Here is a 24,806-nt window from a genome sequence, read left to right on the forward strand (position 1 = left end):
GCATGTGGAAAGGAAATCCGGTTACGTCACGTCTGCAAATCAAATGGCCGATCATCCAGGCGCCGATGGCGGGGGGAGCAACTACGCCGGCACTGGTCGCAGCCGTCTCGGAAGCAGGCGGACTGGGCACGCTCGGAGCGGCCTACATGAGTCCGCAGCAAATCCGCGAAGCGATACACGCCATTCGCGAGCGGACAGACAAGCCTTTTGGCGTCAATCTGTTCATCCCGGAAGACTTCGACCAGGAGCAGCCGATCGCGGCGAATGTGGCTGCGGCGCTCAACGAGGTGCGGCGCGAGCTGGACATCCCGGAAAATCCTGAGGTCACGAGCTTCGCCGAAAATTTTGCCGAGCAGTTGGCCGTCGTGCTGGAAGAAGTGCCTGCGGTCTTCAGCTTTACGTTTGGCATGCTCGATGCGCGCTCGCTCCAGGCGTTGAAGCAAAAAGGGGTGACGGTCATCGGGACGGCTACGACGGTGCGCGAGGCAGTAGCTCTCGAAGCTTGCGGAGTGGACATGATTGCAGCGCAGGGCAGTGAAGCGGGCGGGCATCGCGGCTCGTTTTTGCCGGACGCTCCCAACAATCTGATCGGCACGATGGCATTGGTGCCGCAGATTGTGGATCGGGTGAAAATTCCTGTCATCGCGGCAGGCGGGATCATGGACGGACGGGGCATCGCCGCCGCTTTCGCGCTGGGAGCGCAGGCGGCACAGCTCGGAACGGCGTTTTTGACGTGTGCGGAAAGCGGAGCGCATCCTTTGCACAAGCAAGCCATCCGGGAGACGAGCGACGAGAGCCTCGTGTTGACGCGTGCCTTTTCCGGAAAATGGGCGAGAGGCATCCAGAACGACTTCATGCGAAAAATGGCGCCGCTGGAGCACGAACTGCCGACCTATCCGGTGCAAAATGCGCTGACCAAGGACATTCGCGCCGCTTCCGGCAAACAGCAGCAAACAGCGTACATGTCGATGTGGGCCGGGCAGGCAGCGCCACTTGGTAGAGAGCTGGGAGCGGGCGAGCTCGTCTTGCAGTTGGTGGAGGAAACGAAGCGGGTATGCGGCAGCCTCGTGTAGAGCAGCCCGATCAACAGACTACGGCAGTGCCGTGACGGAGGAAAGCAACATGAAACAGGAGTACGCTCTCAAAGGGAAAATCATCGCAGAGGGGCAAGCAATCGCAGACGGCTTGGTCGTAGTGGCGGACGGAACGATTGTGTATGCCGGGGACGCAGCGGGCTACGCCAAGCCGTTGCCGACAGAGGTGGTGGCAACAGGGACAGGCTGGATTTGCCCTGGCTTCGTAGATATGCACATGCACGGCATTGACGGACACGATACGATGGACGGCACGCCTGAATCTTTGCAGGCAATTTCCACGACGCTGGCGCGGTATGGCGTGACCTCGTTTTTGGCGACGACGATGACAGCGCCTTACGAGGAACTGGAGCCTGTGCTGGAAAACATCGCGCAGGTCAGCAGGCAGGGGCTTTTGGGGGCGCAGGTGATCGGCATTCATCTGGAAGGGCCGTGGATCAACCCGCGCTACAAAGGGGCACAAAAGGAAGAAAACATCGCGCTGCCCAAGCTGGAAGCCGTACAGCGGCTGTACGAACTGGCGCAAGGTCTGATGAAGGTCGTGACGATCGCGCCGGAGCAGCCGGAGGCGCTCGAAGCGATTGCCTGGCTGAAGGAACAGGGCGTGATCGTCTCGGCAGGGCATACCGGAGCGACGTTTGCCCAGGCGGCTGAAGCGGTCGACGCAGGCGTGCGCCATTTCACGCACTGCTTCAACGCCATGACCGGACTGCATCACCGGGAGCCGGGCGTCGTCGGAGCGGCGATGTATCACGAGCATCTGAGCACCGAGCTGATTGCAGACGGCATTCACGTTCATCCGGCGGTGATGCGCATTTTGTACCGGGTGAAAACGGCAAAGCGGCTCGCGCTGGTCAGCGACTCCATGCGGGCGGCGGCGCTGGGCGAAGGAACGTACGATCTCGGCGGGCAAGAGGTGCGCGTCCGTGAAAATCAGGCCAAGCTGGCCGACGGGACGCTCGCTGGAAGCATCCTGACGTTGAACAGGGCAGTCGGCAACATGGTGACGCTCAGCGGCGTGCCGCTGCCGGAAGCGGTAGAGATGGCCTCCCATACGCCTGCCTCGATTCTCGGCTACGGCGAGCGAAAAGGCCGCCTGGCAGCCGGCTACGATGCGGACATTGCGGTGCTGGATGAAAATTTTGACGTGGCGATGACATTCGTTGCCGGAAAGAACGTGTACGCGCGCTCCAATTGAAAAGGCAAGGGTGAAAAAAAGCAGTTCGAGCTGTCAGCTTCACAGCTCGGACTGCTTTTTGCTTGGGGGACGACGCTTACGCTTTTGTTGGCTGCAAGGCATTGGGGCCAAACCAGATTTTTTGAAAGTCGAGCCAGCCGGACGGATGGATGGAGACGCCGCGAACCGATTTGTGATAGGAGGTTTGCGTTTTTTTCTGCACGAGATACAGCACGGCATGGTGTTCCTTGATGAGCGCTTCCACTCGTGCGAGCTGTTGCCGCCGCACAGACTCGTCAGCCTCCCGGAAGAGGGCAGACAGCTCTTTGTCGATCGTCTCGGCCAGGGCGGCATCGAAGGCGGGCAGGAAGTAGTTTTTTTGCATGTACATTTCTAGTTCACTGATTTCATCCTGGCTTAAAGCATTTCCGAAAAGCAGGCAGTCATGCGCGGGCAGAGTCCCGTGGTCCGCAAATCGAACGGTTCGCGGATGGCGACTTCGACCGGGATGCCGCAGGACTGGCAGCGCGCCTGAATCCAGCGGGCGTCCGGCTCATGGTAGGATGTCGTCACGAGCCGCAAAGTCTCTCCCTGATAACCGCTTTCTGCCAGCAATGCGGCAATGTCCGCGCGATTTTGACGGGGAGCGCTGTCCGCAGCCAAAGTCGCCAGAGCGGGGGAGTACGGGCGAAAGCCTTTGGCCGGATAGATGCGATCTCCGCCCAATTCCGCCACTATCAGCTCGCGATCGATCAACAGATCGAGCGCCTGGCGAAACTTCGGGTGGTTTTGCGGGCCTGTCTGCCACTGGTTGAAGATGAGCAGGTTGCAGCAGGAAAACAGCGTCTCCAGATCACACCAGTCGCTGCTGGCGCGAACGGCTGCCTCCCGCAATGCCTCCGCCTTCGCCGCCGCTTCGTGCGACATCATGACAGCGGTCCAGTCCGGCTCCCGCAGGCTGCCTGTTTCCAGGTCGGGGAACAGCAGAATTTCCACGCGGTCGAGCTGCGGTCTGCCCTGAAAATGAGCCGGGAACGCCTCCAAAATACAAATCCCTTCGTCGAGGCGGACCAGTTGGAACGGGCCGGTGCCAACCGGATTTTTCCCAAACGTCTCCGCCGCCTCCTGGACGATCTCCTCTGGAACGATGCTGGCAGGAGGGGCCGCAAGCAGGCGCAAAAACAAGTAATTCGGCTCCTGCAGCACGATCCGCACCGTTCTGGCATCGACCGCCCCGATCTGTTCGATTCCCCGGAACATCCAGCTCGCTTCGTACAAGTCCGGGTTTGCGCGCAGCCGTTCCAGGGAAAACACGACATCGCGCGCGGACAGCTCCCGGCCGTGATGAAAAAGGATGTTTTTCTTCAAGTGAAACGTCCATTCCCGGTGGTCGGCGCTGTGCTCCCAGGAATGGGCGAGTGCTCGGATGAATCGCACGGCTGTCCGCGTCGTACTGAACGAGCGTATTGAACAACTGTCCGACCAAATGCGCGTCGAAGTGGTAATACAGCTTTCCGGGGTCCAGCGTGACAATCGTGCGGTAGACGGGGAAGCGCAACACGTCCTGATAGCGGTTCGCCTCGTTCAACGTGCAATACCCGAGTCCTGCTGACAGCCATTCCATGAACTGTTCTTTGACGGCAGGCTTGCCGAAGCGGTTCAATAGTTCCATCGCTTCCTTGACGTCGCCTTGCTCCATGCGCTGCTTCCCTTCCTGCAGCAAAATCGCATCGGCATCGGCGACAAACGTCAGGACGGAGGCATGGCCACGGCCGCGGCCGGACTGCCACTCGATCCAGTTTAATTCAGCCAGCTTGCGCACGATCAGCTTGGCGTTGCGAGGCGTGCAGTGCCAAAGCCCGCTCAGCTTTTCAATCGTGACGGGGAACGGCTTTGCCGTTGCTTCTTGTTGAAAAAACTGGCGCAGCTTTAAAAAATAAAGAACGGTAACGTACAAAGCCCCCCTTCCTGTGCAAAAAGGTGACAGAACTCACGCAAAGCTTACCCTTTTTACCCTCTGTCGGATCAATATACTGAAGATAACACGACAGACCAAAAACAGGAATGGGGAAGCGGTGTACGCGGCCGTCCTGGTCGTGTTCATGCTCCTGTTCAAGCAAGAGCTGCGCGAGCGTTCGACCTCTGTAACGATGCGCGAAATGGCGCGGATCGTCTTCACCGACAAAGTGTTCCTCAACTTGCTGCTCGGCAACCTGTTTGTAGCCGGAGCCTACTCGCACCTGGATACGACGCTTGCGCAGTACATCGGCCACGACCGGATCGAGGAGATGCTCGTCACCTATTTGGACGGCATCCCGGAAGTGTGCCTGTCCAGCTTGCGTCTGGCGCTGCTCTCCGGCGACTGGATTCCGCTGACGCTGCCCGATCAGATGGCAAAACGTCTGCCGTTTGCCCAGACGGTCAGCATGGGCGGTGCCACGGAAGCGGCGATCTGGTCTATTTACCATCTGTACAAAGGACTTTTGCCAAACTGGCGCAGCATCCCGTACGGACGTCCTCTCGCCAACCAGGGCTTCCGGGTGCTCGACTCGCAACTGCGCGATTGCCCCGTGTGGGTAACGGGCGAGCTGTACATTACCGGACACGGCCTGGCCCAAGGGTACGTGGGCGACGAGAAGCTGTCGGCAGAGCGCTTTTTCCTGCATCCGGCAGATGGACAGCGGCTCTATCGCACAGGAGATTTGGGCCGCTATACGCCGGGCGGCGAAATCGAGTTTTTGGGCCGCGAAGACAACCAGGTCAAAATTCGCGGCCACCGCATCGAGCTGGGGGAAATCGAATCAGCGCTACTCAAGCATCCGGCAGTAGCCGCAGCAGGCGTCGTGCTGGATGAGGCGAGCGACGAGCCGGCTTTGCTCGGAATCGTGGAGACGGCCCGCAAAAAGGACCGTGACCGCACAGCCGAAGCGGCCGAATTTGCGCAACTGACGAGCGGTATCGGCGAGGCGGCAGGGGAGATCGCGGCGCACATCAGCGCCCGGCAAATCGAAGAAGCGATGGCCAGCCTGGATCGGGCCGTGCTCCATTCGATGCTGCGCGCGCTGCAAACGCTCGGATTTTTTGCAAAAGGCCAGGCGCAATCGCTGGAAGAAGTGCTGCAAGCGGGGAGCATCCTGCCGAAATACCACTGGCTGGCGCGGCGCTGGGTGGCGAAGCTCGCCGAAGCGGGCATGCTGACCGAGCAGGCGAAAGGGCAGTACCGCAGCGAGCTTGCCGTAGATGACGAGCTTGTCCGCGAGAACTGGACAGAGGCAGAGGCGATCTGGACGAACATGCTGGGGACGGCAGGATTTACCGCCTACGTCCGCAAAAACGCCGAGAAGCTGCCGGAGCTGCTCGGCGGCCAGGAGGACCCGGTAGCGCTCCTGTTCCCGGAGGGCAAATTCGACCACGTCCATACGCTGTATATCGAGCACATCATGGCGAACTACCTGAACAAATGCATGTGCCTGCTTTTACAGCGCATCGCCGAAAAGCAAGGGAGCAAGCCGCTGCGGATTTTGGAGGTCGGAGCCGGAACCGGAGCGACGACAGGACATGTCCTCAAGGCGCTCGAAGGCTACCCGATCGAATACGTCTTTACCGATGTGGCCACGTTTTTCATTCCGGGCGCCAAACAGCGCTTTGCCCAGTATCCGCACGTAAGCTTCGGCGTCTTTGACGTCGACCAGGACTACCGCGCCCAAGGCTTTGCGCCGAACAGCTTCGACGTCGTGCTGGCAGCCGGGGTACTGGAAAATGCCCGCGACATCCCGGCGAGCATGCGCAGGCTGCGGGAGCTGATTCGCCCGGGCGGCTGGTTCGTCTTCACCGAGCCGACTATCGAGCATTTGTGGATTTTGGCCTCGCAGGCGTTCATGATGATGGAGCCGGGAGACGAGCTGCGCCTGGAGACGTCCTACCTCGATCGTCACGACTGGCTGCGCCAGCTTCAGGAAGAGGAAAACGAGCCGCTGCTGCTGCTGCCGCAAGAGGACGACAAGCTGACCGCGCTCGGGTTCCACCTGTTTGCCAAACGGATGAAGCAGGAGCGCCTGGCAGTGGAGGCGACGGAGCTGGAAGCGTTTTTGGCCGGACAGGTGCCTGCCTACATGCTGCCTCAGCACTTGCAAGTAGTCGATGCGCTGCCGTTGACCGGAAACGGCAAGGTAGACCGGCGCACCTTGGCAAAATGGCGTCCTGCTGCCAACGGGACACAGGTGGCGGCGGCTTTCGTCGAGGAAGGACTGGACGCGCTGGAAACAGAGCTTGCCCGGCTGTGGGCGGAAGCGCTCGGCCTGGCTGGCATCGGCAAGTCGCAAAGCTTTTACGAACATGGCGCCGACTCGCTCATCATGGCGCAGGTGGCAGGAAAGTTGCGCGACAAGCTGGCGGAGGACCCGGAGCACGAAGCGATTCCGTTCGACGCCCTGCTGCGGCAAATGCTGAACTACCCGACCGTCGCCGATCTGGCCGAGTTCATCCGCTCGCGCAGACAAGTTACGGAGCGCGAGAGCGTAGCTGTGTGGCCCGGCAAGCAGGACGGCTCCAGCAATGCCGTACTGATTCCGTACGGCAGCGCGCAGGAAGGGCCGCTCCGCGTCGTGTTCCACGCCGTTTTGGGCACGATGGACATTTTCCGGCCTCTGCTTTTGCACCTCCAAGCGCAAAAAACGGGCAGCATCGTAGGGGTGGCAATTGCCGATATGGAAAAATACTGCTCACTGGAGCCGTCCGAGCTGATCGAGACTGTGGCTGACGACTACGCCGAATGCCTGCTGGCAGGCGGCCACAGCGAAATGCAGTTGATCGGCTACTCCCTCGGCGGCCTGATTGCCGTCGAGGTCGCCAGACGACTGATGGAGCGAGGGATTCAGGTCGTCGATCTCGTGCTGATCGACATTCCGCCGATCTTCACCGAAGTGGATGACGATCTGCTCGTCGAAACGCTGTTTGTGCCCAACCTGAACATCACGCTGGCGCAGGCAGGCTTTGGGCAGGTCGATGAAAATGACCTGGCGCGCGGCGTCATGAAGCTGGTTGAACAGCATGGGGACTGCATCCCGCAAGGCGCCGCCGTGACCATCGGCGGAGACGCGGGGCTGGATCGGGTCGGAGAGCTGTTCCGCAACATGGCGGCTGTCAGCAAACGGGAGCGCTTCGCGGCTTACGTCTGCGCGAAAGCCAAGGCAACCGGGGAAGAGATGCCGATCGAGATGGCGGAAGGCTTGTGCCAGGTGTTCCGCCAAAGCTTCAAGGCCGCCCGTTATACGCCGCTGCCGTACATGGGCGACATCCGCTTCCTGTTGGCGAGCGAGCCGTTCTTGTTCCTGCCGCGCACGGATGATACGACTCTCGCATTCTGGCAAGATGTGTGCCTGGGCGAGCTGGAAGTGACGACGATCGCAGGAAACCACTTCAGTTGCATGGTCGAGCCGAATGCAAGCAAGCTGGCGCAACTGCTGGCAGCGCCGTTCACGCAAAAATAAACGCCCGCAACCTCGGGAAATGAAGAGCGACAATGCGTCTTGAGAGGGATGGCTCCGCTGTGCGTGCTAAAAAAAGCAGGACAGCAGGAAGCATCCCTCTTCTTTTTTTCGGAAGGCAGACGCTACCGGGCAGCTTTTTTCCTGCTTTGGTCCCAGGGGGAAAAGGCTGCGCTGCCTGGGCATTCGTGGTACCCTATTGCCAACGAGTCAACCAATTCCGCTCCAGCAACGATTTTGTCGGCCCAAGCGGGCGAATGAGAAAGGATGGTACCGATGAGCCATAGCGACTCCCCGATCAAAGAGCAGTCGCCCCTCTGTCAACGCACCAAACAGATCGGCAACAGAACCTTCGTCGTGACCTGCCGGGAGTTTCTGGCAAAGCAGGCCGATTTTTTGCTCGATCTGTTTGCGGATGTGGAAAACGAGAGCGGGCCGCTGCGAAACGGCGCGAAAATTCAAGTAGGCTGGACAATTTTAATTGTCAATGAACGAGAGGGACACGAAGGACAAATGGAAATTGTCGCACCGGACTACGACACGAATCCGTTTACAGAAACAAACCGCGACTTGTCCGTGTCCCTCTACGTCCAGATGGCGCAAAACCACTGTCTGCAAACGTTGCAGCTCGCAGGAGAAACCGCGCTGTTCCAGGACAAGATCGTGGTGGCAAAAGGGGCGCTAGAAGAGGAGCACGTCTATTTGCAGCGCGCCGAACAAGCAGAAGCAGGCGACTCCGGCTGGTATCTCGGGCCTGTACAGGGCGAGGTGGACAGCGACGGGCTGGAATCGTACTACATTTTCCAACTGCTAAAACGCCGTCCCTCTCTTTTGCAGGCGTTGGCGCTGCCGTGCGGCTACATCGCCGTGCTCAAGGGTGACCAGATTGAGGCGGTGCTGGACGAACATGACGAAAACGTGTGGCCGACGCTGCACTAGAAGCGGCCAGGATACCGACAACGTTTGCAACGACGCACCAGCGCGTAAATGGGCTACTGGCGGTCTTTATTGAAGCCAGCAAATGGTGATGTTATCATGGGTGGGGAAAAAGCGAGCACGAAGAGACAGGGGAGGTAGCACGTTGTGAAAATCGCAGTAGTAGGAAGCATCAATATGGATCTCGTCTCCCACGTCCACCATCTGCCCAAGGCAGGAGAAACGATTTCCAGTCATGACTTCCGGCTGATTCCAGGCGGCAAAGGGGCCAATCAGGCAGTGGCCGCCGCGCGTCTCGGCGCACACGTTTCCATGATCGGGATGGTGGGCGAAGACGAGAACGGGAGCAAGATGCTGAACAGCTTGACAGAGGCGCGCGTTCACGTGGAAGGAATCAAACGCTCGGGGACGACGGGCATGGCTTTTATCAATGTGAGCGATGACGGGGAAAACAACATTGTGCTCGTCCCGGGAGCCAATGCGCAAATGAGCGTGGAGCACATCGAGCAGAACCTGTCCATTCTTGTGGAGAGCGACGTCGTGCTGCTGCAACTGGAAATTCCGCTTCCCGTAGTGGAGTACGTCGTGAAAAAGGGGTCCGGACTCGGCAAGCTGGTTATTTTGAATCCGGCTCCGGCGCAGGCGCTGTCACCTGAGCTGCTGCAGTACGTCCACACGTTGACGCCAAACGAGACAGAGCTTGCGAGCTTGAGCGGCATGCCGACTGCTACGCTTTCAGAAGTCGAGGCGGCGGCGAAAAAGCTCTTGGCAAGCGGGCCCAAGCGGGTTATCGTGACGCTGGGCGAAAAAGGCGCTCTGCTGGTGACCCCAGACGGGGCGACGCACGTCCCTGCTTGCCGGGTAGAGCCTGTGGACACGACGGCGGCTGGCGATTCGTTTACCGCGGCTTTTGCCGTCGGGATCGCCAAAGGGATGCCGGAAGCAGAAGCGGCGGCATTCGCCAGCAGAGTGGCGGCGATCGTCGTGACCAGACGCGGGGCGCAGCCGTCCCTCCCGACGCTTGCGGAAGTAGAGGCGCACGCGTTTTAAGGAAACCACAATTCATGCAGACCAAACGAAAAAGCAAACGGTTTTTGGAGCGAACAGTTCCAAAGGCTCGTTTGCTTTTTGCTTTTCCTTGTTCGTTATCCGCGCTTTTGCAACAGCTCCAGAACCCATTCGCACCAGGCGATGTCTTCTTTCATCCGCCGCGCTCCCCACGAGAGCAAAATGTACTCGCCAAACGCCGGATGGTCCGGGTGGTCGGGCGGGTGGGGATGGTCGACAGCATCAGCCTGGTACTCCTGAATGTAGTGCTCGTACATGTCCAGATGCTCGCGGCATTGCTGGATGCGCTCGACAAACATCGTCGCAGCGGCATTTTCATCAGCGAGCCCGAGGCAGTACGTTTTCAGGACCAGCTCGTCCCGGACGACAGGCTCTGCTGCCGGCTCACTGAGCCAGACTTGCAGCGCGATCTGCCCTTTTTCTGTAATCGAATACACTTTTTTATCAGGACGATCCGTCTGGTGGATGCGAGTGAACTCCAGGTAGCCCTCCTGTTCCAGCTTGGCCAGCAGCGGGTAAATCTGGCTGTGCTTGGCCTGCCAAAATGGTTGAAGCTGGAGCATCAAATCGTAGCCAGAACTGGGCGTGCGGGCGACCAGCCCCAGGAGTCCATACGCGAGTGTGTTCAAGTGAAAAGCCTCCTGACTTTTACGAATCTCAAGATCATTATAGGAAGGGTTTTTCGGCGAGGCAATAGCGAACCTGCGTCCTGCTTAGCTTTTCCCAAGCTTATGTGCAAAATCCAAAGAAACCCTCTTGAAAGTCAAAGAAGGTCAAACTATAATAAAGTCATCGAAGGTCAGAGAAGGTCAAACGACACTGAACCTTCCGGGAATCAAAACGTGCACGTCAACATTCCAAAATAAACATTTTGGGGGTATGAAAACATGCAATGCGAAATCTGCAAACAACGACAAGCAACTGTTTCCGTTCATATACAAGTGCAAAACAACCGGCAAGCCTACCAGCTTTGCAAGGAATGCCACGCCAAGCTGGGCAGCAAAATGGGAATCGGCATGGGCATGGGCTTCACTCCGTTTTCCTCCTTCTCCGCTCTGGACGAGTTCCTGCAAGGCTTCGCCCAGGCGCAAGCGAAGGGCGGCAAGCCTAAAGCGCAAGAGCCGCAAGCACCGGACCGCGGCGGCATTCTCGACGAGCTGGGCCGCAATTTGAACGATGCGGCGCGCGCCGGGCTGATCGATCCGGTGATCGGACGCGACCAGGAAATCGAGCGCGTCATCGAGATTTTGAACCGCCGCAACAAAAACAACCCGGTTCTGATCGGGGAGCCAGGGGTAGGGAAGACGGCGATTGCGGAAGGACTGGCGCTGCGCATTACCGAAGGGCAAGTGCCTGCCAAGCTGAAAAACAAGCAGGTGTACGTGCTGGACGTTGCTTCGCTGGTAGCGGGCACAGGGATTCGCGGGCAGTTCGAGGAAAAGATGAAGCAAGTCATCGCCGAGCTGCAAGCGCGTAAAAACGTCATTTTGTTCGTCGATGAAATTCACCTGCTGGTAGGCGCTGGCTCTGCGGAAGGCTCCATGGACGCAGGCAACATCCTCAAGCCTGCCCTGGCGCGCGGCGAGTTGCAGTTGATCGGGGCTACCACATTGAAAGAGTACCGCATCATCGAAAAAGACGCTGCGCTGGAGCGCCGCCTGCAGCCAGTGATGGTCAAAGAGCCAACAGTGGAAGCCGCCATCGAAATTTTGCAAGGGCTGCGTCCGAAGTACGAGGCGTTCCACCAAGTCTCCTACTCCGACGAAGTGATCCGGGCTTGCGTGGAATACTCGCACCGCTACATTCAGGACCGTTTCCTGCCTGACAAGGCGATTGACCTGATGGATGAAGCGGGCTCGCGCCTGAACCTGCGTTCGTCCGGGGCAGACACCGCCCACCTGCATGAGCGGCTGGCGCAAATCAACCAGGAGAAAAAAGCCGCGACCGAGCAAGAAAACTACGAGCAAGCAGCCCGCCTGCGCGACGAGGAAGCAGAAATTCTCGCCAAGCTCGATCAACTGGATGGAGCGGCCAATCGCGTGCAGGTCGAAGTGGCAGACATTCAGGAGATGATCGAGCAAAAGACAGGCATTCCGGTCCGCAAGCTGCAAAGCGACGAGCAAGAGCGGATGAAAAATTTGGCGGCGCATCTCGAAGCCAAAGTGATCGGCCAGTCCGAAGCCGTCAAACAGGTCGCCAAGGCGATTCGCCGCAGCCGCGCCGGACTGAAGCCGAAAAACAGACCGATTGCCTCCTTCCTGTTCGTCGGGCCGACTGGCGTAGGGAAAACCGAGCTGTCCAAGGCGCTCGCCGAGGAGCTGTTCGGTACGCGCGATTCGATGATCCGTCTCGACATGAGCGAGTACATGGAGAAGCATTCCGTCTCCAAGCTGATCGGTTCGCCACCAGGGTATGTGGGCCACGAGGAAGCAGGGCAGTTGACCGAGCGCGTGCGCCGCAACCCGTACAGCATCATTTTGCTCGATGAGATTGAAAAGGCACACCCTGACGTCATGCACATGTTCCTGCAAATTTTGGAGGACGGCCGCTTGACAGACAGCCAGGGCCGCACCGTGAACTTCAAGGAAACCGTCATTATCGCGACGAGCAACGCGGGTGTGACCGAGCGCAAAATCTCCGTCGGCTTCGGAGCAGAGTCGCCTAAGCCTGGCACCGTGCTCGACTCGCTGGGCGCGTACTTCAAGCCGGAATTTTTGAACCGCTTCGACTCGATCATTTCTTTCGCTCATCTGGAAAAACACGATCTGGTCAAAATCGTCGAGCTGCTGCTGCAAGATGTCATGGCAAATCTGAAAGAGCAAGGCATGGAGCTTGCCGTTACAGACGCCGCCAAGGAAAAGCTGGCAGAGCTGGGCTACAACCCCGCATTCGGGGCGCGTCCGCTGCGCCGTGTCATTTCGCAGTACGTAGAGGACGGCATCGCCGACCTGGTGATGGAGGAAGCGGATGTGCGCTCGATCGTAGTCGATGTTGAGGAAGACCGCATTCGCGTGAAAAAAGCATAAAGACCCGCCAGACGGCAGGTCCCGAAACGAGAAGAACCCCTTTTGCCGAGGCCACTGAAGAACTTAGGTTTTGCCGGTGACTTGAGATTTTTGTAAAAAAATAAGCGACACCTGTTCCGTTTTTCCTGGCAGGTGTCGCTTTTTTGTTACTGCATTTCCCTTTTATTCGTCATATATAAAGGAGAAATCCACAAGTTCATTGATTTGGCGCAACATGTTATCTTTAGGGACAACAAGGTCATAGAGTGCGGTGTAGGGACTAAACGCAAATGAGATCTGTGGCTGGAACATGGGGCTTCAACCCTTTCGCCGTGATGCTTTAAGTATACATAGAAAAAGGTACAGCCGCCTCAAAAATGAGGGGACTGTACCTTCTTTGTAAGTAAAGACTTTTTCAGTGGCCTCTTTTGCCGGGGGGTTCTTTTTTGCTTGCGGACGATTCAGTCATTTCCCGCTTGCTTGTTCACCGTATGCAGCAGTTGTCTTTTTGCCCGAATTTTTCGCACCAGGAGTCCTATCAACAAAATCGGGATCATCAGCAAAAACACGTACAAGGAGACATGACCGACCATGTTTTCCGCCATCCGCCCATAATAATAAAACAGGAAGCCGACGACGTAAAATTTGACAGCCCTTCCGATGGCCGCGTAGCCAATCAGCTTCCAGAGCGGGTAGTTCAGACAGCCGGACAAGATCGTAAACACTTTGAACGGGATCGGCGTAAACGAGCCGACAAAAATGGCGACTTCGCCCCGTTTTTGAAACATCTCCGTCGCCGAGTCAATCCATTCTTTTTTGAGCAGTTTGTACAGGACAGAGTGACCCAAGAGTTTGCCGAGATAGTAACCGACTGGTGTTCCAAGCAGACAGGCGATATATCCTGCCGTAGCAATCCATAAAGCCGAGGATGGATCGATCAGGCTTAATGAAACCTGCAGAAAGAACACGGGAACGGGGAAGATGATGGCGTCTGCAAAAGAATGGATGACGACTCCCCAAATGCCGTATTCCATCAAAAAATCTAAAACGTTCTGAACCATTTCATTCTCCTTTGTCCATCTCTCAAAATCCGCCTGCTGCGGCGGAAAAAATGGGTAGAGTCATGTTGCGAACCGCCAATCAAGCTCGCGCCGGATTTTTACCTTTCTTCATTATAACCGCATCGCATGCAATACCGCCATCAACTGATTGATTCCTTTTTCAACCGCTTCTTCCTTGACGTTGGATACGTCTAGCTTCAATATATTTTCTCTGGGAATCTTGGAATAGCTTTTCAAATAAATCGTGCGGCCGAAGCGGTCGTAGGCGAACAGCGGGTCTGCCTTGCTGTCGTGCTCCAGATCCGCCATATGGTCGTCTTCCACGATGTAGACGTCGTATTGCTGCGCCAGCTCGGCAATCCGCTGTTTTTCTTTGCGGCTGTACGTCGTTCCGAGCGGGCTGTGGAAGCGCGGCATCGTGTAAAAAAATTTGATCTTTTCTGTACGAAACAGTCGTTCCAACTCGTCCAGATCAATCCCTTGCGCCGTTCGCCGGATGCCTTTTACCGGAAGCTTGTGCAACTGCACATATTCGATAAACAGGTGGTAGCTCGGCTGCTCGATCAGCACGGTTTCCCGGCCGTTCGGAAACGGGATCGTACACAAGATGGACAGCGCCTGCTGAACGCCTGCCGTGATGAACATGTTCGCAGGCTTGGCAAACACCTGATGGTTCGCGAGGTGCCTGGCGATCACGGGGATCAGCGTCGGCAAGCCTTTGGGAGTGCCGTACAGAAACAGATCGTTGCGGTACGTCTCAATCGCTTTATTGATACAGTGCTGGAAGTCGAGATAGGGAAACACGTCCGGATCAGGGGCAGAGGTGGCAAAGTCGATGATGTCTGTATCCTTTTGCTCGGCTTCCCGCTCTTTTTTCACGACGTAAAAGCCGCTGCGGTCTACCGAGTAGATGAGGTGACGCTTTTCCAGTTCGTTCAAAGCCGAAATGACAGTGCTTTTGCTGCATTGATACCGGGCAGACAGCTCGCGGATGGAGGGCAGCTTGTCTCCGTCCTGGTAGGCGAGGCTTGCGAGATTGTGTATCGGTACAGATCGGCTTTTTTTGCATTGTAGCACGATTGGCGCCACATTACTATGAAAGCAAGAAGAACAGTTGCATATGCAACGATTGAGGAGAGATTTGTTTGAAAGATCAACCAAAAGCGATACTGGCTGCCCTGCTGAATGCCCTGATCGTCGGCCTGTCTTTTCTATTCGTCAAAATGGCGCTCACGGCAGCAAGTCCGCTTGATACGATGGCGCACCGCTTTACCGTGGCGCTTGTCGCAGCTTCGATTCCGCTTGTGTGCGGCTGGATTCGGCTGTCGATCAAGCCGCGGGATATGTTGTCCATTCTGCCGCTTGCCTTGCTCTATCCGGCGCTCTTTTTCGGGCTGCAGACGTTCGGGCTGGTCTACACGACATCGTCGGAGGCGGGCATTATTACGGCGACAGTGCCGATCTTCACGATGATAATGGCCGCCTTGTTTCTGAAAGAGACGTCGACCTGGCTGCAAAAGCTGTCCACGCTCCTGTCTGTCGCGGGCGTCGTGTTCATTTTCGCGATGAAAGGAGCGGGGGTGGGGATGGGCGACAGCATCGGGACGGTTTTGATCCTGCTGTCGGCTCTTTCGCTGGCCGGGTATAGCGTGCTCGCCAAGAAGATGACAAAAGCCTTCCATTATATAGACGTAACGTATATGGTTTCGGTTATCGGTTTTGTGTCATTTAATGCGCTGGCTTTGATCCGGCACGGCTCGGAAGGAACGCTGTCCGCCTTTTTCGTGCCGTTCAGCCATTCGCCGTTCGTCATCGCAATCTTGTACTTGGGGGTGCTGTCTTCGTTGGTGACGTCGTTCATGACGAATTTTGCCCTCTCGAAAATGGAAGCGTCAAAAATGAGTGTATTCAACAACCTGTCTACGATCGTGACGATTGCGGCTGGCGCGCTTTTCCTGCAAGAACAGCTCGCCTACTACCACCTGCTCGGCGCTCTCATGATTATTTTGGGCGTAGTCGGGACCAATTTCCTAGGGAACAAACAGCGCGCAGCACAGGTTGGGCGCACGCCAAAATCGCCTTCGCTGTAGCGGGCAGCGGGCAATCCGAACAGGCGACGGAGCAGAGAACATTGGTGCTGCTCCGTCTTGTTTTTGTTCGGTTTTGTCTGGAAGACGATCTGCAAAAAAAATCAGGGGCCAATGCGGGTGAAACTGTTTACAAAAACCAGCTAACACGATATAGTTACCTAGATTGCTATGAGTATAATGACATATGGTGAGATGACAGAATGAAAACGATTATTCATCTGGATTCAATTGAAAAAAGCTTTCACGGTTCCATCGTCGTCCCCTCTTTTTCTCTCTCCATTGAAGAAGGGGAGTTTTTGACGTTGCTCGGCCCGAGCGGCTGTGGCAAGACGACGCTTTTGCGGATGATTGCTGGATTTGAGGAGCCGACCTCCGGGGAGATTTTTCTCGACGAGAAGCCGCTCACCCATGTGCCTCCTTACCAACGGGACATGAACATGGTGTTCCAGCAATACGCCTTGTTTCCGCACATGACTGTCGAGCAAAACATTTTGTTCGGATTGAAAATGAAAAAGGTAAGTGCCAGTGAGCAAAAGAAGCGCCTGGAGGAAGTGTTGCAGTACGTGCAACTGACCGAGCTGAGAAAGCGCACGCCGAAGCAGCTCTCTGGCGGACAGCAGCAGCGGGTAGCGATCGCCCGGGCGATTATCAACAATCCGCGCGTCCTGTTGTTGGACGAGCCACTTGGCGCCTTGGACTACCAGTTGCGCAAAAGCTTGCAGTTGGAGCTGAAAAACCTGCAAAAAAACCTCGGGATCACGTTCATCTACGTCACCCATGACCAGGAAGAAGCGATGGCGATGTCAGACCGGATCGCGGTCATGAACAAGGGACGGATCGAGCAGATTGCTTCCCCGGCAGAGATTTACAACCATCCGCAAACGCTGTTTGTCGCTACGTTTATCGGCGAGAACAACATTTTCCGCGAAAACGGCACGAACACAGCGGTCCGTCCGGAAAAGATCAAGCTGTATCAGCCGCATACGGAGCCTGAGAAGCACAAGAAGCAGGGGACGATTACCGACGCGGTATTCCTCGGCAACCTGCGCAAAGTGTTTATCCGCCTGGACAGCCAGGACATGACGGTAATGGCGCATCAGTATGCGGGCGACGGTCTGGACTGGAAGGTGGGAGATCGGGTAGCTCTTGGTTGGGCGCAGACGGACGAGGTGATCCTGACTTGTTGAACAAAAAGCCGGTAAAACTGCTCGCGGCACCCGCCCTTTTGTGGATGGGTGTGCTTTTCGTCCTGCCCATGCTCCTGATTGCGCTGTTATCGTTTTTAAAAAGAGGCACATACGGGCAAGTTGTCTATGAGTTTACGCTGAACAATTACATTCGCATCCTGGACCCTTTGTACGGGCAAATTTTCGCGGACACGCTGGTGGTCGCCATCCTGACGACGTTTTTGTCGATCGTCTGCGGCTATCCGCTCGCGTACTACATCTCCCGGCTGGAAAAGTCTTCGCAGCAAATTTGGCTGCTCTTGGTGATGATTCCGTTCTGGATCAACTTCCTCGTCCGGTCCTACGCCTGGGTCATCATCCTGCGCTCGCAAGGCGTCGTCAATACGATTTTGCAGTCGCTGGGGCTTATCACGGAACCGTTGCCGCTGTTGTACAATTCCGGCTCGGTGCTGCTCGGCATGGTGTACACGCTTTTGCCGTTCATGGTGCTGCCGATTTACGTGTCGCTGGAGCAGATGGACCGCCGCAAGCTGGAAGCCGCTTACGACCTCGGGGCGACTCCGTGGAAAGCGTTCTGGCATGTGACGTTGCCGATGACCAAAACAGGCGTCGTCACCGGATCAATTCTCGTGTTCGTCTCCTCCATCGGGATGTTCGTCGTCCCGGATGTGATGGGCGGAGCGAAGTCAGCCCTGATCGGAAACGTCATCCAGAACCAGTTTCTCTCGGCGCGTGACTGGCCGTTTGGCTCGGCGCTGTCCATCGTGCTGATGCTTCTGTCGATGCTTCTCATTCTTCTCTACTTCCGCGCGGCCAAAGCGGGCGAAGCGAAGGAGGGAGCAGCATGAAAACATGGCGCAGACATACGCTGACCGGCTACTCCTGGCTGATGCTCGTCTTTTTGTACTTGCCGATTGCCATTCTCGTGCTCTACTCGTTCAACGATTCGCGCATCAATGCGACGTGGAACGGATTCACCTGGAAGTGGTATGTATCGTTGTTTGACAACCGGCAGGTGATGCAGGCCTTGACGAACAGCCTGTCGATCGGCGTCATCAGCAGCGTGCTGGCGACTGTTCTCGGCACGGCCGCATCGCTTGCGATCAAGCATTATTCCTTGCGCTGGCGCAACATCGTCAACGGGCTGATTTACTTGCCGATCGTCATTCCCGAGATCATGATGGGACTGGCCCTATTGGTTTTGTTCAGCCAAGCGCACATCGAGCTTGGCAAATGGACCCTGATTATGGCGCACGTGACGTTTTCCATGCCGTACGTGATGGTCATCATCTCCGCCCGCCTCGCCGATATGGGCAAGGAGCTGGAGGAGGCCGCACAAGATTTGGGCGCGACCCCGTGGGAGACGCTGCGCCATGTGACGCTGCCCTTGATTATGCCTGGGATCGTCGCCGGCTTTTTAATGTCGTTTACGCTATCGCTGGATGATTTCATTATTTCGTTCTTCGTGGCTGGTCCGAATTCGACCACCTTGCCGCTATACATTTACGGTTTGGTGAAGCGAGGCGTGTCGCCGGAAGTCAATGCGCTTTCGACGCTGCTGATCGTAAGCACAGTGCTTTTGGTCATCATCGCCGAGCTGTTCCGCCGCAAGGATTCCAAAAACGGTCAGATTCATTTTTAGTCGACCGAAAAAAACATCCCATACCGATTTGGAGGTTGAGAAGAAAAAATGAAACGTTTCAAGTCCATGATGATCGGCGCCCTGACCGCCGTCCTCGCGGTGACAGCAGTCGGCTGCTCATCGTCCGAGCAAGAACAGCAAGTATTGAACATCTACTCCTGGGCCGACAACTTCGACCTCGACGTCATTAAAGATTTTGAGCAGAAGTACAACGTCAAGGTCAACTACGACATCTACGGCAGCAACGAGGAAATGCTGGCGAAAATCCAGGCGGGCGCCTCGGGCTACGACCTGATCCAGCCGTCCGATTACATGGTCGCGACCATGATTCAGCTCGGCCTGTTGGAAGAGCTGAACAAAGAGAACATCCCGAACATGAAAAACATCGTGTCCACGTTCAAGACGCCTCCTTTTGACAAGGAGAACAAGTACTCGCTCGTCTACACGTGGGGCATTACCGGGATTGCCTACAACAAGAAGTACGTCAAAGAAACCCCGACAAGCTGGAGCGATCTGTGGAACGAAGCGTACAAAGGCCGCGTCATCATGCTGAACGACCCGCGTGAAGTCATGGGGATGGCTTTGATTAAAAACGGCTTTTCCAACAGCACAACAAACAAGGACGAGTTGGAAAAATCGTTCGCGGACCTGAAAAAAATGTTGCCGGGCGTCATGGCTTTTGATACGGACAACATCAAGCAAAAAATGATCGCGGAGGAAGCGTGGATCGGTACGGTCTGGTCTGGCGACGCTGCGATCATCAACGGCCAAAACCCGGATGTGGAGTACGTCATTCCAAAAGAGGGCGCAACGATCTGGGCGGACACGCTGGCGATTCCAAAAGGAGCCAAGCACAAAGACTTGGCCGAGAAGTTCATCAACTACCTGATGGACCCTGAGGTCAGCGTGAAAAACTACGAATCCATCGGCTACAGCAACCCGAACGAGCAAGCATACCCGCTGCACAGCGAAGAATACCGTTCCAACAAGATGATCTTCCTGGACAAAGCGGACATCGACCGCGCCGAGTGGCTGGTCGACGTCGGCGATACGCTGCAAGAATACGACCGCTACTGGACAGAGATGAAGAGCGGCAGGTAACAACGAAGACCGAGGCTGGGAGAAATCCCGTCTCGGTTTTTTTGTTTCTACTGTAAAGCAGCAAGCGGTTGCTTGCGAAAGCTCTGCTTGTGCAGCGTTGGTTGGACAAACAAGAAGCAGAGATGAGATAGTATACGGAAGGAGAGGTGAAAAATATGGAAACTGGACAAGCAGTCGATTCAGGCTTTCTGGAAGCGAATGGAACGCGGTTTTACTACGAAATGGCTGGGGAAGGCGAGCCGCTTCTGTTGATTCACGGGTTCAATCTGGACAACAGGATGTGGGATGAGCAGGTAGCGGCTTTGGCGGAATCGTACAAGGTGATTCGTTTTGACCTCCGCGGCTTTGGCAAAACACCTGCGACGAATTTGCCTTTTACGCTATACGATGATGTACGTGCTGTATTGGCGGGATTGGGCATCGAAAAAGCACACGTGGCGGGTCTTTCCTTTGGGGGAATGGTAGCCCAGGAGTTTGCGCTTGTGTACCCGCAAATGGTGAAAAGTCTGGTTTTGATCTCGTCGGGGCTGTTTGGCCATTCGAGAAGCGAGCAGAGATTGCGGGATATGGAACAGTTTCATCAACTGCTGGAAGCCAAAAAGACAGAGGAAGCGCTGGAGCAGAATACCCGGATGTGGTTTGACGGACCTGGCTGTGCGGCGAATACCAAGCGGGCAAAAGCGCGTGAGCTGTTTGCAAGCATGAGTCGAAACGCCTTTTCTTTGCCTGCTTTTGGAGAAGGACTCGTGGGACTCACTCCCCCTCCAAAAGAGCGTCTGGAGGAAATCAAGGCCCCCACGCTGGTCATTGCGGGAGCACGCGATTACATCGACTTTTTGCAAATCGCTGACGAGCTGGCTGAGCGGATCGAGCGGGCTGAAAAGGTCATTTTGACAGATTCGGCCCACATCCCGCCGATGGACCAGCCAGAAGTGGTAAACGAGCTCATTCTGCGCTTCCTCAAGCAGCAAAGCGACGAGTAATGCATAGACGTGCAGCAAAAGAAGACACCACGCGGGAAAAACTACTCGTAGGTGTCTTTTTTTGCTGGTATATTCGGCTGCTTCAAAAAATCGTCACAGCAGATAGCCCGATGTAGCCATACAGATTCACAGACGATTTTGATAGGATTAGTGACGAAAAGGCGAAGGAAGTAGGTGATTGGCTGATGCACAGCATGAAGCGACTATGGACCGTGCTTTCGCTGGCCTTTTTTCTTGTGCTTGCGATTGGAACCAATTCGGCCTATGCCCATGCAGGCATGATGGGCAGCACTCCGAAAGACGGCGAGGTGCTGCAGGCGAATCCGGGACAAATTTCCATGCGCTTTACCGAGACGCTGGAGCCGGATCTCGTCACCGTACGCCTGTTTGACTGGGACGGCAAGGAAATACAAATGCAGCGACCGACCTTGCAGCCGGGAGATGCTTCGCAGGTGAATGCGCAGTTGCCGGCGGATTTGGCGGAAGGGACGTACTCGGTGATCGTGGCGGTCGTATCCGAAGACGGCCATCCGGTTGAGGAGCGCCTGACCTTTTCCATCGGGCAAAAAAGCGCGGTCGTGGTGCCGCCCGGGGCAAAGCAGACGGATACGAATTATTTGATCGTCTATCGTTACCTTGCGCAAGGGATTATTTTGCTCGGCGGCGGTTTGTATCTGATTGCCGATCGAGGACAGCGCTACGGTTTGCCGACGCTTCGGGCGCTGATCGGGATTGGCAGGCAGATCGGCTGGGCGCTTGCGCTCGTGGGACTTGTTTTTCTCTGGTTTTTGTACGACGAATCGTTGACGGCCGTTTCCTTGACGCAAGCCCTGTGGCAGTTTGACAGCCATTTGCTCGCGCAGTCTCCGTTTGCCGTCATGCTGATCGTCTCCTTTCTGCTCCTGCTGCTATTGGCTATTCCGAACATGGTATCTGGCTGGTACGCGGGAATTTGGGTACTGCTGATTGGCGCGCAAGCTTTTGGCGGCCATGCCTGGGGGATTGCTCCTGTCTGGCTGTCGATCGTGCTGCGGCTGTTGCACGTCCTGACAGTGGCGCTATGGCTTGGCGCGCTCGTCTACCTGCTGCTGGTGGCAAAAGAAACAGAGCGGGGCAATGCGCCGTTCAAGGCCTTCTTCTTGCGCCTGGTTGCCGCGGCGGCCGTACTTGCCGTCGTGACGGGAGTGCTCATGCTGATCGTGCAGACCGATGTGGCGCTCATTTGGCAAAGCTCGCTTGCCTGGAGCTATTTGCTCTACGCCAAAATCGTCAGCGTCTGCATCATGCTCGCGCTCGCCTATCGGCAAACGAAGCGCTGGCGGGCGAACGGCAGTCTGCGCATGAAATGGCTGCGCTGGGAAATCATTTTCGGTATCGTCGCTGTGCTGGCAGGGCTTTGGATGAGCCAGACCAACTATCCGACTGACATGAATGATACGACAAACACACAAGCCGCAAAACAAACGGCGACAAACTAGGAGGGTTTTTTTGCATGAAGATGAAAAAATGGCTGAGCAGTGTATTGGTGGCAGGAGCAGTTTTGACGCTCGCGACTGCGGCGCAAGCGCACGTCAACGTCTATCCGAAAGAAACCACTACCGGCTCTTATGAAAAATATACCGTTCGCGTACCTGTGGAAAAGGACGTCAACACAGTAAAAGTGAAGCTGGAATTTCCGGCTGGAGTGAAAGTGAACACCGTACAGCCAGTTCCGGGCTGGAGCTACGAGTTTGAAAAAGACAAGGACGGCGTGAACACAGCACTCGTCTGGACCGCGACAGACGGCGGCATCAAGGCGCATGAGTTCATGGAGTTCGCTTTCGTGGGCGCGAACCCGAAAGAGGAAGGTGCACTCGCATGGAAAGCGTATCAGACTTACGCGGATGGCGAAGTAGTGGAGTGGACCGGAGACAAGGATTCCAAGACGCCTGCGTCCGTGACTACAGTGAAAGCGGGCGTTGGGGAAGCCGGACACGATCACGGGCACGACGCTGCTGCACCGGCGGCAAGCCCAGCCCAAGATCAGGCGGCGGCAAGTGCAGGCGGCAGCAACACATTGCCACTGGTGCTCTCCGGACTGGCGCTTCTGCTCTCCATTGTGAGCCTGTTTAGAAAAAAAGCGTAAAACCAAACGGCGGAAATGCCGTGCAGCTAGTCGATATGCTGCACGGCATTTTTCATTTTTTCTCTACCTATTTTTCCGGAATCACTTTATAATGAAGGCTAATTACTTTCGGAGGTGTTAAATAATGTCAATCACAATCAAATTGGCGCAAGCGAACACAAGAGTAGGAAAACAATACGAGTGGCAGTGTGGCACGTGCGGATTTTCTCCGCGATAACGAGCAGTAATCTAGCGGCATCACGGCTGGAAAGACGGAACGTGTCATCTGCCCAAAGAGGTGGAGACTGTTTCCATGGTTATGAATGCAACGCATGTATATATGACGAAACGATTTGCGACGTCGCTCGCCAACGCGACGATGTTTACGACCTACGCGCTCTACTACATTGCGGCGCTGGGACTGAATCCGTTTGAGCTTTTGCTGGTCGGCATGGTGCTGGAGCTGTCCGTGCTCTTGTTCGAGGGCGTGACGGGCGTGGTGGCGGATACGTACAGCCGCCGTCTGTCTGTCATTATCGGGATGTTTTTGCTGGGGACGGCTTTTGTTCTGCAAGGTATTTTGCCTGCCATTGATGGTGTTTTGCCGTTTGTCTCCGCGTTTATGTGGGTGTTGGTTGCCCAAGTGTTTTTCGGCGTGGGAGACACGTTCGTCAGCGGGGCCGATACGGCCTGGATTGCGGACGAGGTGGGGGAAGAAAAGCTCGGGAGCATCTTCATGCGGGCGAAGCGCTACTCTTTGCTGGCGAATATGCTCGGAATCGGGCTGAGCGTTTGGCTGTCCACGCTGGCTCCAAACTTGCCCTATCTGGTCGGGGGCTTGATCTATTTGGGGCTTGGCGTGTTTTTGATCCTGTTCATGCAGGAGACGGGCTTTACGCCCAGGGAGCGCGAGCGAGGCGCTTCCCACTGGCGGGAAATGGCCCAGACGTGGCTGTCTGGCGCACACGTCATTCGCAGGCAGCCGATCTTGCTGTTGATTTTGCTTGTGACGCTGTTTACGGGCGCAGCTTCCGAGGGATACGACCGCCTGCGGGAAGCGCACTTGATTTCCGAGATTGGCTTCCCGCAGCTTGCGGACATTTCGATGGCGATGTGGTTCGGCATCATTGCCGCCCTGTCGAGCCTGCTCGGGCTGTTCGCGGTCAGCTTTGCCGAGAAGCGGCTGGATGTCAACAACGGGCGTGTCGTCATTGTCGGCATGTTCGTTTTGACCGCGCTGAAAATTGCGGCGTTGATCTCCTTCGCCATGGCTCCTGATTTTGGCTGGGCGCTGGCCACCTTGCTGCTGATCGGAGCCATCGAGTCACTTATCAACCCGCTGTACGACACGTGGCTGAACCTGAACATCGAAAGCAGCGTGCGGGCGACCGTCCTGTCGATGATGAGCCAGTCCAACGCGTTTGGACAGACGGCAGGAGGACCAGCAGTCGGCTGGATCGGAAACCGCCTGTCGATCCGCGCATCCTTGCTGACGGCGGCGCTGCTACTGCTGCCAATCCTGGCGGTGTTCGGGCGGGTGCTGCGCAGGCGTTAACTGGCGCAAAGAGTTTCAGAGTAGTTCGCGCGATGTATATAAGCTTACGGTTCAAGGTTTAATATCCTTGGAGCCAAACGAACTGTGGGTAGATGTATATGTGGCAGAAAGCGCCCTATGGAACATAGGTAGCGCAAAAAAAGAGTTTGTTGGTGTTGGCCCTCATCTTTTTGCCATTGCGTGCAAAAAAAGTTTTGATTTAGGATTCGGTGGCTGGGTAGCATTTTTTGCAAAGACGAATCTCATTGAACATTACAGATTTTCCGAACGAGAAAGCCCGCTACGGTGCGATAGCACCCCCTTTAGGGGCGGGATGA

20 protein-coding genes and 2 pseudogenes are annotated in these 24,806 nt (G+C 56.2%); 16 read left to right on the forward strand and 6 right to left on the reverse strand.

Annotated features, from left to right (window positions below; genetic code table 11):
- The first annotated feature begins 2 nt into the window (after positions 1–2).
- Positions 3–1,073, forward strand: coding sequence for an NAD(P)H-dependent flavin oxidoreductase (locus M655_RS07045; RefSeq protein WP_005831521.1), 1,071 nt, complete (start codon positions 3–5; stop codon positions 1,071–1,073).
- Positions 1,074–1,122: 49 nt separating this feature from the next.
- Positions 1,123–2,292 (forward strand): N-acetylglucosamine-6-phosphate deacetylase, encoded by a 1,170-nt coding sequence (gene nagA, locus M655_RS07050; protein ID WP_026557804.1) that lies wholly within the window; start codon positions 1,123–1,125, stop codon positions 2,290–2,292.
- A gap of 76 nt (positions 2,293–2,368) precedes the next feature.
- Here the strand turns inward: nagA and M655_RS28000 are convergent, their stop codons facing one another.
- Both M655_RS28000 and M655_RS28005 read right to left on the reverse strand, forming a co-directional pair.
- Positions 2,369–2,662 (reverse strand): hypothetical protein, encoded by a 294-nt coding sequence (locus tag M655_RS28000; RefSeq protein WP_007785899.1) that lies wholly within the window; start codon positions 2,660–2,662, stop codon positions 2,369–2,371.
- Between the two features lie 26 nt (positions 2,663–2,688).
- On the reverse strand, positions 2,689–3,708 hold the full coding sequence (locus M655_RS28005; protein WP_353505623.1) for an ABC transporter substrate-binding protein: 1,020 nt from the start codon (positions 3,706–3,708) through the stop codon (positions 2,689–2,691).
- Here M655_RS28005 and M655_RS28010 point away from each other — a divergent pair.
- Positions 3,698–3,883 carry a hypothetical protein gene (locus M655_RS28010; protein WP_307723513.1) on the forward strand — a complete coding sequence of 62 codons (186 nt, stop codon included), beginning with the start codon at positions 3,698–3,700 and terminating at the stop codon, positions 3,881–3,883. The genes M655_RS28005 and M655_RS28010 overlap by 11 nt on opposite strands.
- Positions 3,884–3,964: 81 nt before the next feature.
- On the opposite strand, the pseudogene M655_RS28015 reads toward M655_RS28010, so the two are convergent.
- Positions 3,965–4,228, reverse strand: a pseudogene (locus tag M655_RS28015) (SgrR family transcriptional regulator); the annotation flags it as partial.
- Positions 4,229–4,346: 118 nt separating this feature from the next.
- Between M655_RS28015 and M655_RS07060 the strand changes: the two are divergent.
- From M655_RS07060 to rbsK, 3 genes are all read left to right on the forward strand, one after another.
- Complete coding sequence (locus M655_RS07060; RefSeq protein WP_286085982.1) at positions 4,347–7,760, forward strand: non-ribosomal peptide synthetase; 3,414 nt, start codon at positions 4,347–4,349, stop codon at positions 7,758–7,760.
- Positions 7,761–8,033: 273 nt separating this feature from the next.
- Positions 8,034–8,696 (forward strand): immunity protein Imm33 domain-containing protein, encoded by a 663-nt coding sequence (locus M655_RS07065; protein WP_007785902.1) that lies wholly within the window; start codon positions 8,034–8,036, stop codon positions 8,694–8,696.
- Positions 8,697–8,840: 144 nt separating this feature from the next.
- The gene (gene rbsK / locus M655_RS07070) at positions 8,841–9,743 is read left to right on the forward strand and encodes a ribokinase (protein WP_026557806.1); all 903 of its coding nucleotides are present in this window, start codon (positions 8,841–8,843) and stop codon (positions 9,741–9,743) included.
- Positions 9,744–9,838: 95 nt separating this feature from the next.
- Here rbsK and M655_RS07075 read toward each other — a convergent pair whose 3' ends face one another.
- Positions 9,839–10,390 carry a PadR family transcriptional regulator gene (locus tag M655_RS07075; protein ID WP_005831534.1) on the reverse strand — a complete coding sequence of 184 codons (552 nt, stop codon included), beginning with the start codon at positions 10,388–10,390 and terminating at the stop codon, positions 9,839–9,841.
- Positions 10,391–10,648: 258 nt separating this feature from the next.
- On the opposite strand from M655_RS07075, the gene M655_RS07080 reads away from it, so the two are divergent.
- Entirely contained in the window at positions 10,649–12,787 is a 2,139-nt protein-coding gene (locus M655_RS07080) for an ATP-dependent Clp protease ATP-binding subunit (protein ID WP_026557807.1), read from the forward strand.
- A gap of 440 nt (positions 12,788–13,227) precedes the next feature.
- Here M655_RS07080 and M655_RS07085 read toward each other — a convergent pair whose 3' ends face one another.
- Positions 13,228–13,827, reverse strand: coding sequence for a YqaA family protein (locus M655_RS07085; RefSeq protein ID WP_007785911.1), 600 nt, complete (start codon positions 13,825–13,827; stop codon positions 13,228–13,230).
- 216 nt (positions 13,828–14,043) lie between these two features.
- Positions 14,044–14,904 (reverse strand): annotated as a pseudogene (locus tag M655_RS07090) (aminotransferase-like domain-containing protein); the annotation flags it as partial.
- A gap of 68 nt (positions 14,905–14,972) precedes the next feature.
- On the opposite strand from M655_RS07090, the gene M655_RS07095 reads away from it, so the two are divergent.
- The 9 genes from M655_RS07095 (at position 14,973) to M655_RS07135 (ending at position 24,489) form a co-directional block, all read left to right on the forward strand.
- Complete coding sequence (locus M655_RS07095) at positions 14,973–15,917, forward strand: DMT family transporter (RefSeq protein WP_026557808.1); 945 nt, start codon at positions 14,973–14,975, stop codon at positions 15,915–15,917.
- A gap of 200 nt (positions 15,918–16,117) precedes the next feature.
- Positions 16,118–17,104 carry an ABC transporter ATP-binding protein gene (locus M655_RS07100; RefSeq protein WP_005831545.1) on the forward strand — a complete coding sequence of 329 codons (987 nt, stop codon included), beginning with the start codon at positions 16,118–16,120 and terminating at the stop codon, positions 17,102–17,104.
- 44 nt (positions 17,105–17,148) lie between these two features.
- A complete protein-coding gene (locus M655_RS07105; protein ID WP_051353939.1) occupies positions 17,149–17,952 on the forward strand; it encodes an ABC transporter permease in 804 nt (267 codons plus the stop codon).
- On the forward strand, positions 17,949–18,746 hold the full coding sequence (locus M655_RS07110; protein WP_005831548.1) for an ABC transporter permease: 798 nt from the start codon (positions 17,949–17,951) through the stop codon (positions 18,744–18,746). Before M655_RS07105 ends, M655_RS07110 begins: the two co-directional genes overlap by 4 nt.
- Positions 18,747–18,794: 48 nt before the next feature.
- Positions 18,795–19,847, forward strand: a complete 1,053-nt coding sequence (locus tag M655_RS07115; RefSeq protein WP_005831550.1) for an ABC transporter substrate-binding protein — start codon at positions 18,795–18,797, stop codon at positions 19,845–19,847.
- A gap of 155 nt (positions 19,848–20,002) precedes the next feature.
- On the forward strand, positions 20,003–20,830 hold the full coding sequence (locus M655_RS07120) for an alpha/beta fold hydrolase (protein WP_007785927.1): 828 nt from the start codon (positions 20,003–20,005) through the stop codon (positions 20,828–20,830).
- 194 nt (positions 20,831–21,024) lie between these two features.
- Positions 21,025–22,308, forward strand: a complete 1,284-nt coding sequence (locus M655_RS07125; protein WP_241752718.1) for a copper resistance CopC/CopD family protein — start codon at positions 21,025–21,027, stop codon at positions 22,306–22,308.
- 14 nt (positions 22,309–22,322) lie between these two features.
- Positions 22,323–22,955: a YcnI family copper-binding membrane protein gene (locus M655_RS07130; RefSeq protein WP_025844452.1), complete on the forward strand. Its 633-nt coding sequence runs from the start codon at positions 22,323–22,325 to the stop codon at positions 22,953–22,955.
- Positions 22,956–23,247: 292 nt separating this feature from the next.
- Positions 23,248–24,489 (forward strand): MFS transporter, encoded by a 1,242-nt coding sequence (locus M655_RS07135; RefSeq protein WP_026557811.1) that lies wholly within the window; start codon positions 23,248–23,250, stop codon positions 24,487–24,489.
- The last annotated feature ends 317 nt before the right edge of the window (positions 24,490–24,806 follow it).

It is taken from the genome of Brevibacillus sp. NSP2.1 (assembly GCF_000470975.2).
GTDB lineage: Bacteria > Bacillota > Bacilli > Brevibacillales > Brevibacillaceae > Brevibacillus > Brevibacillus agri.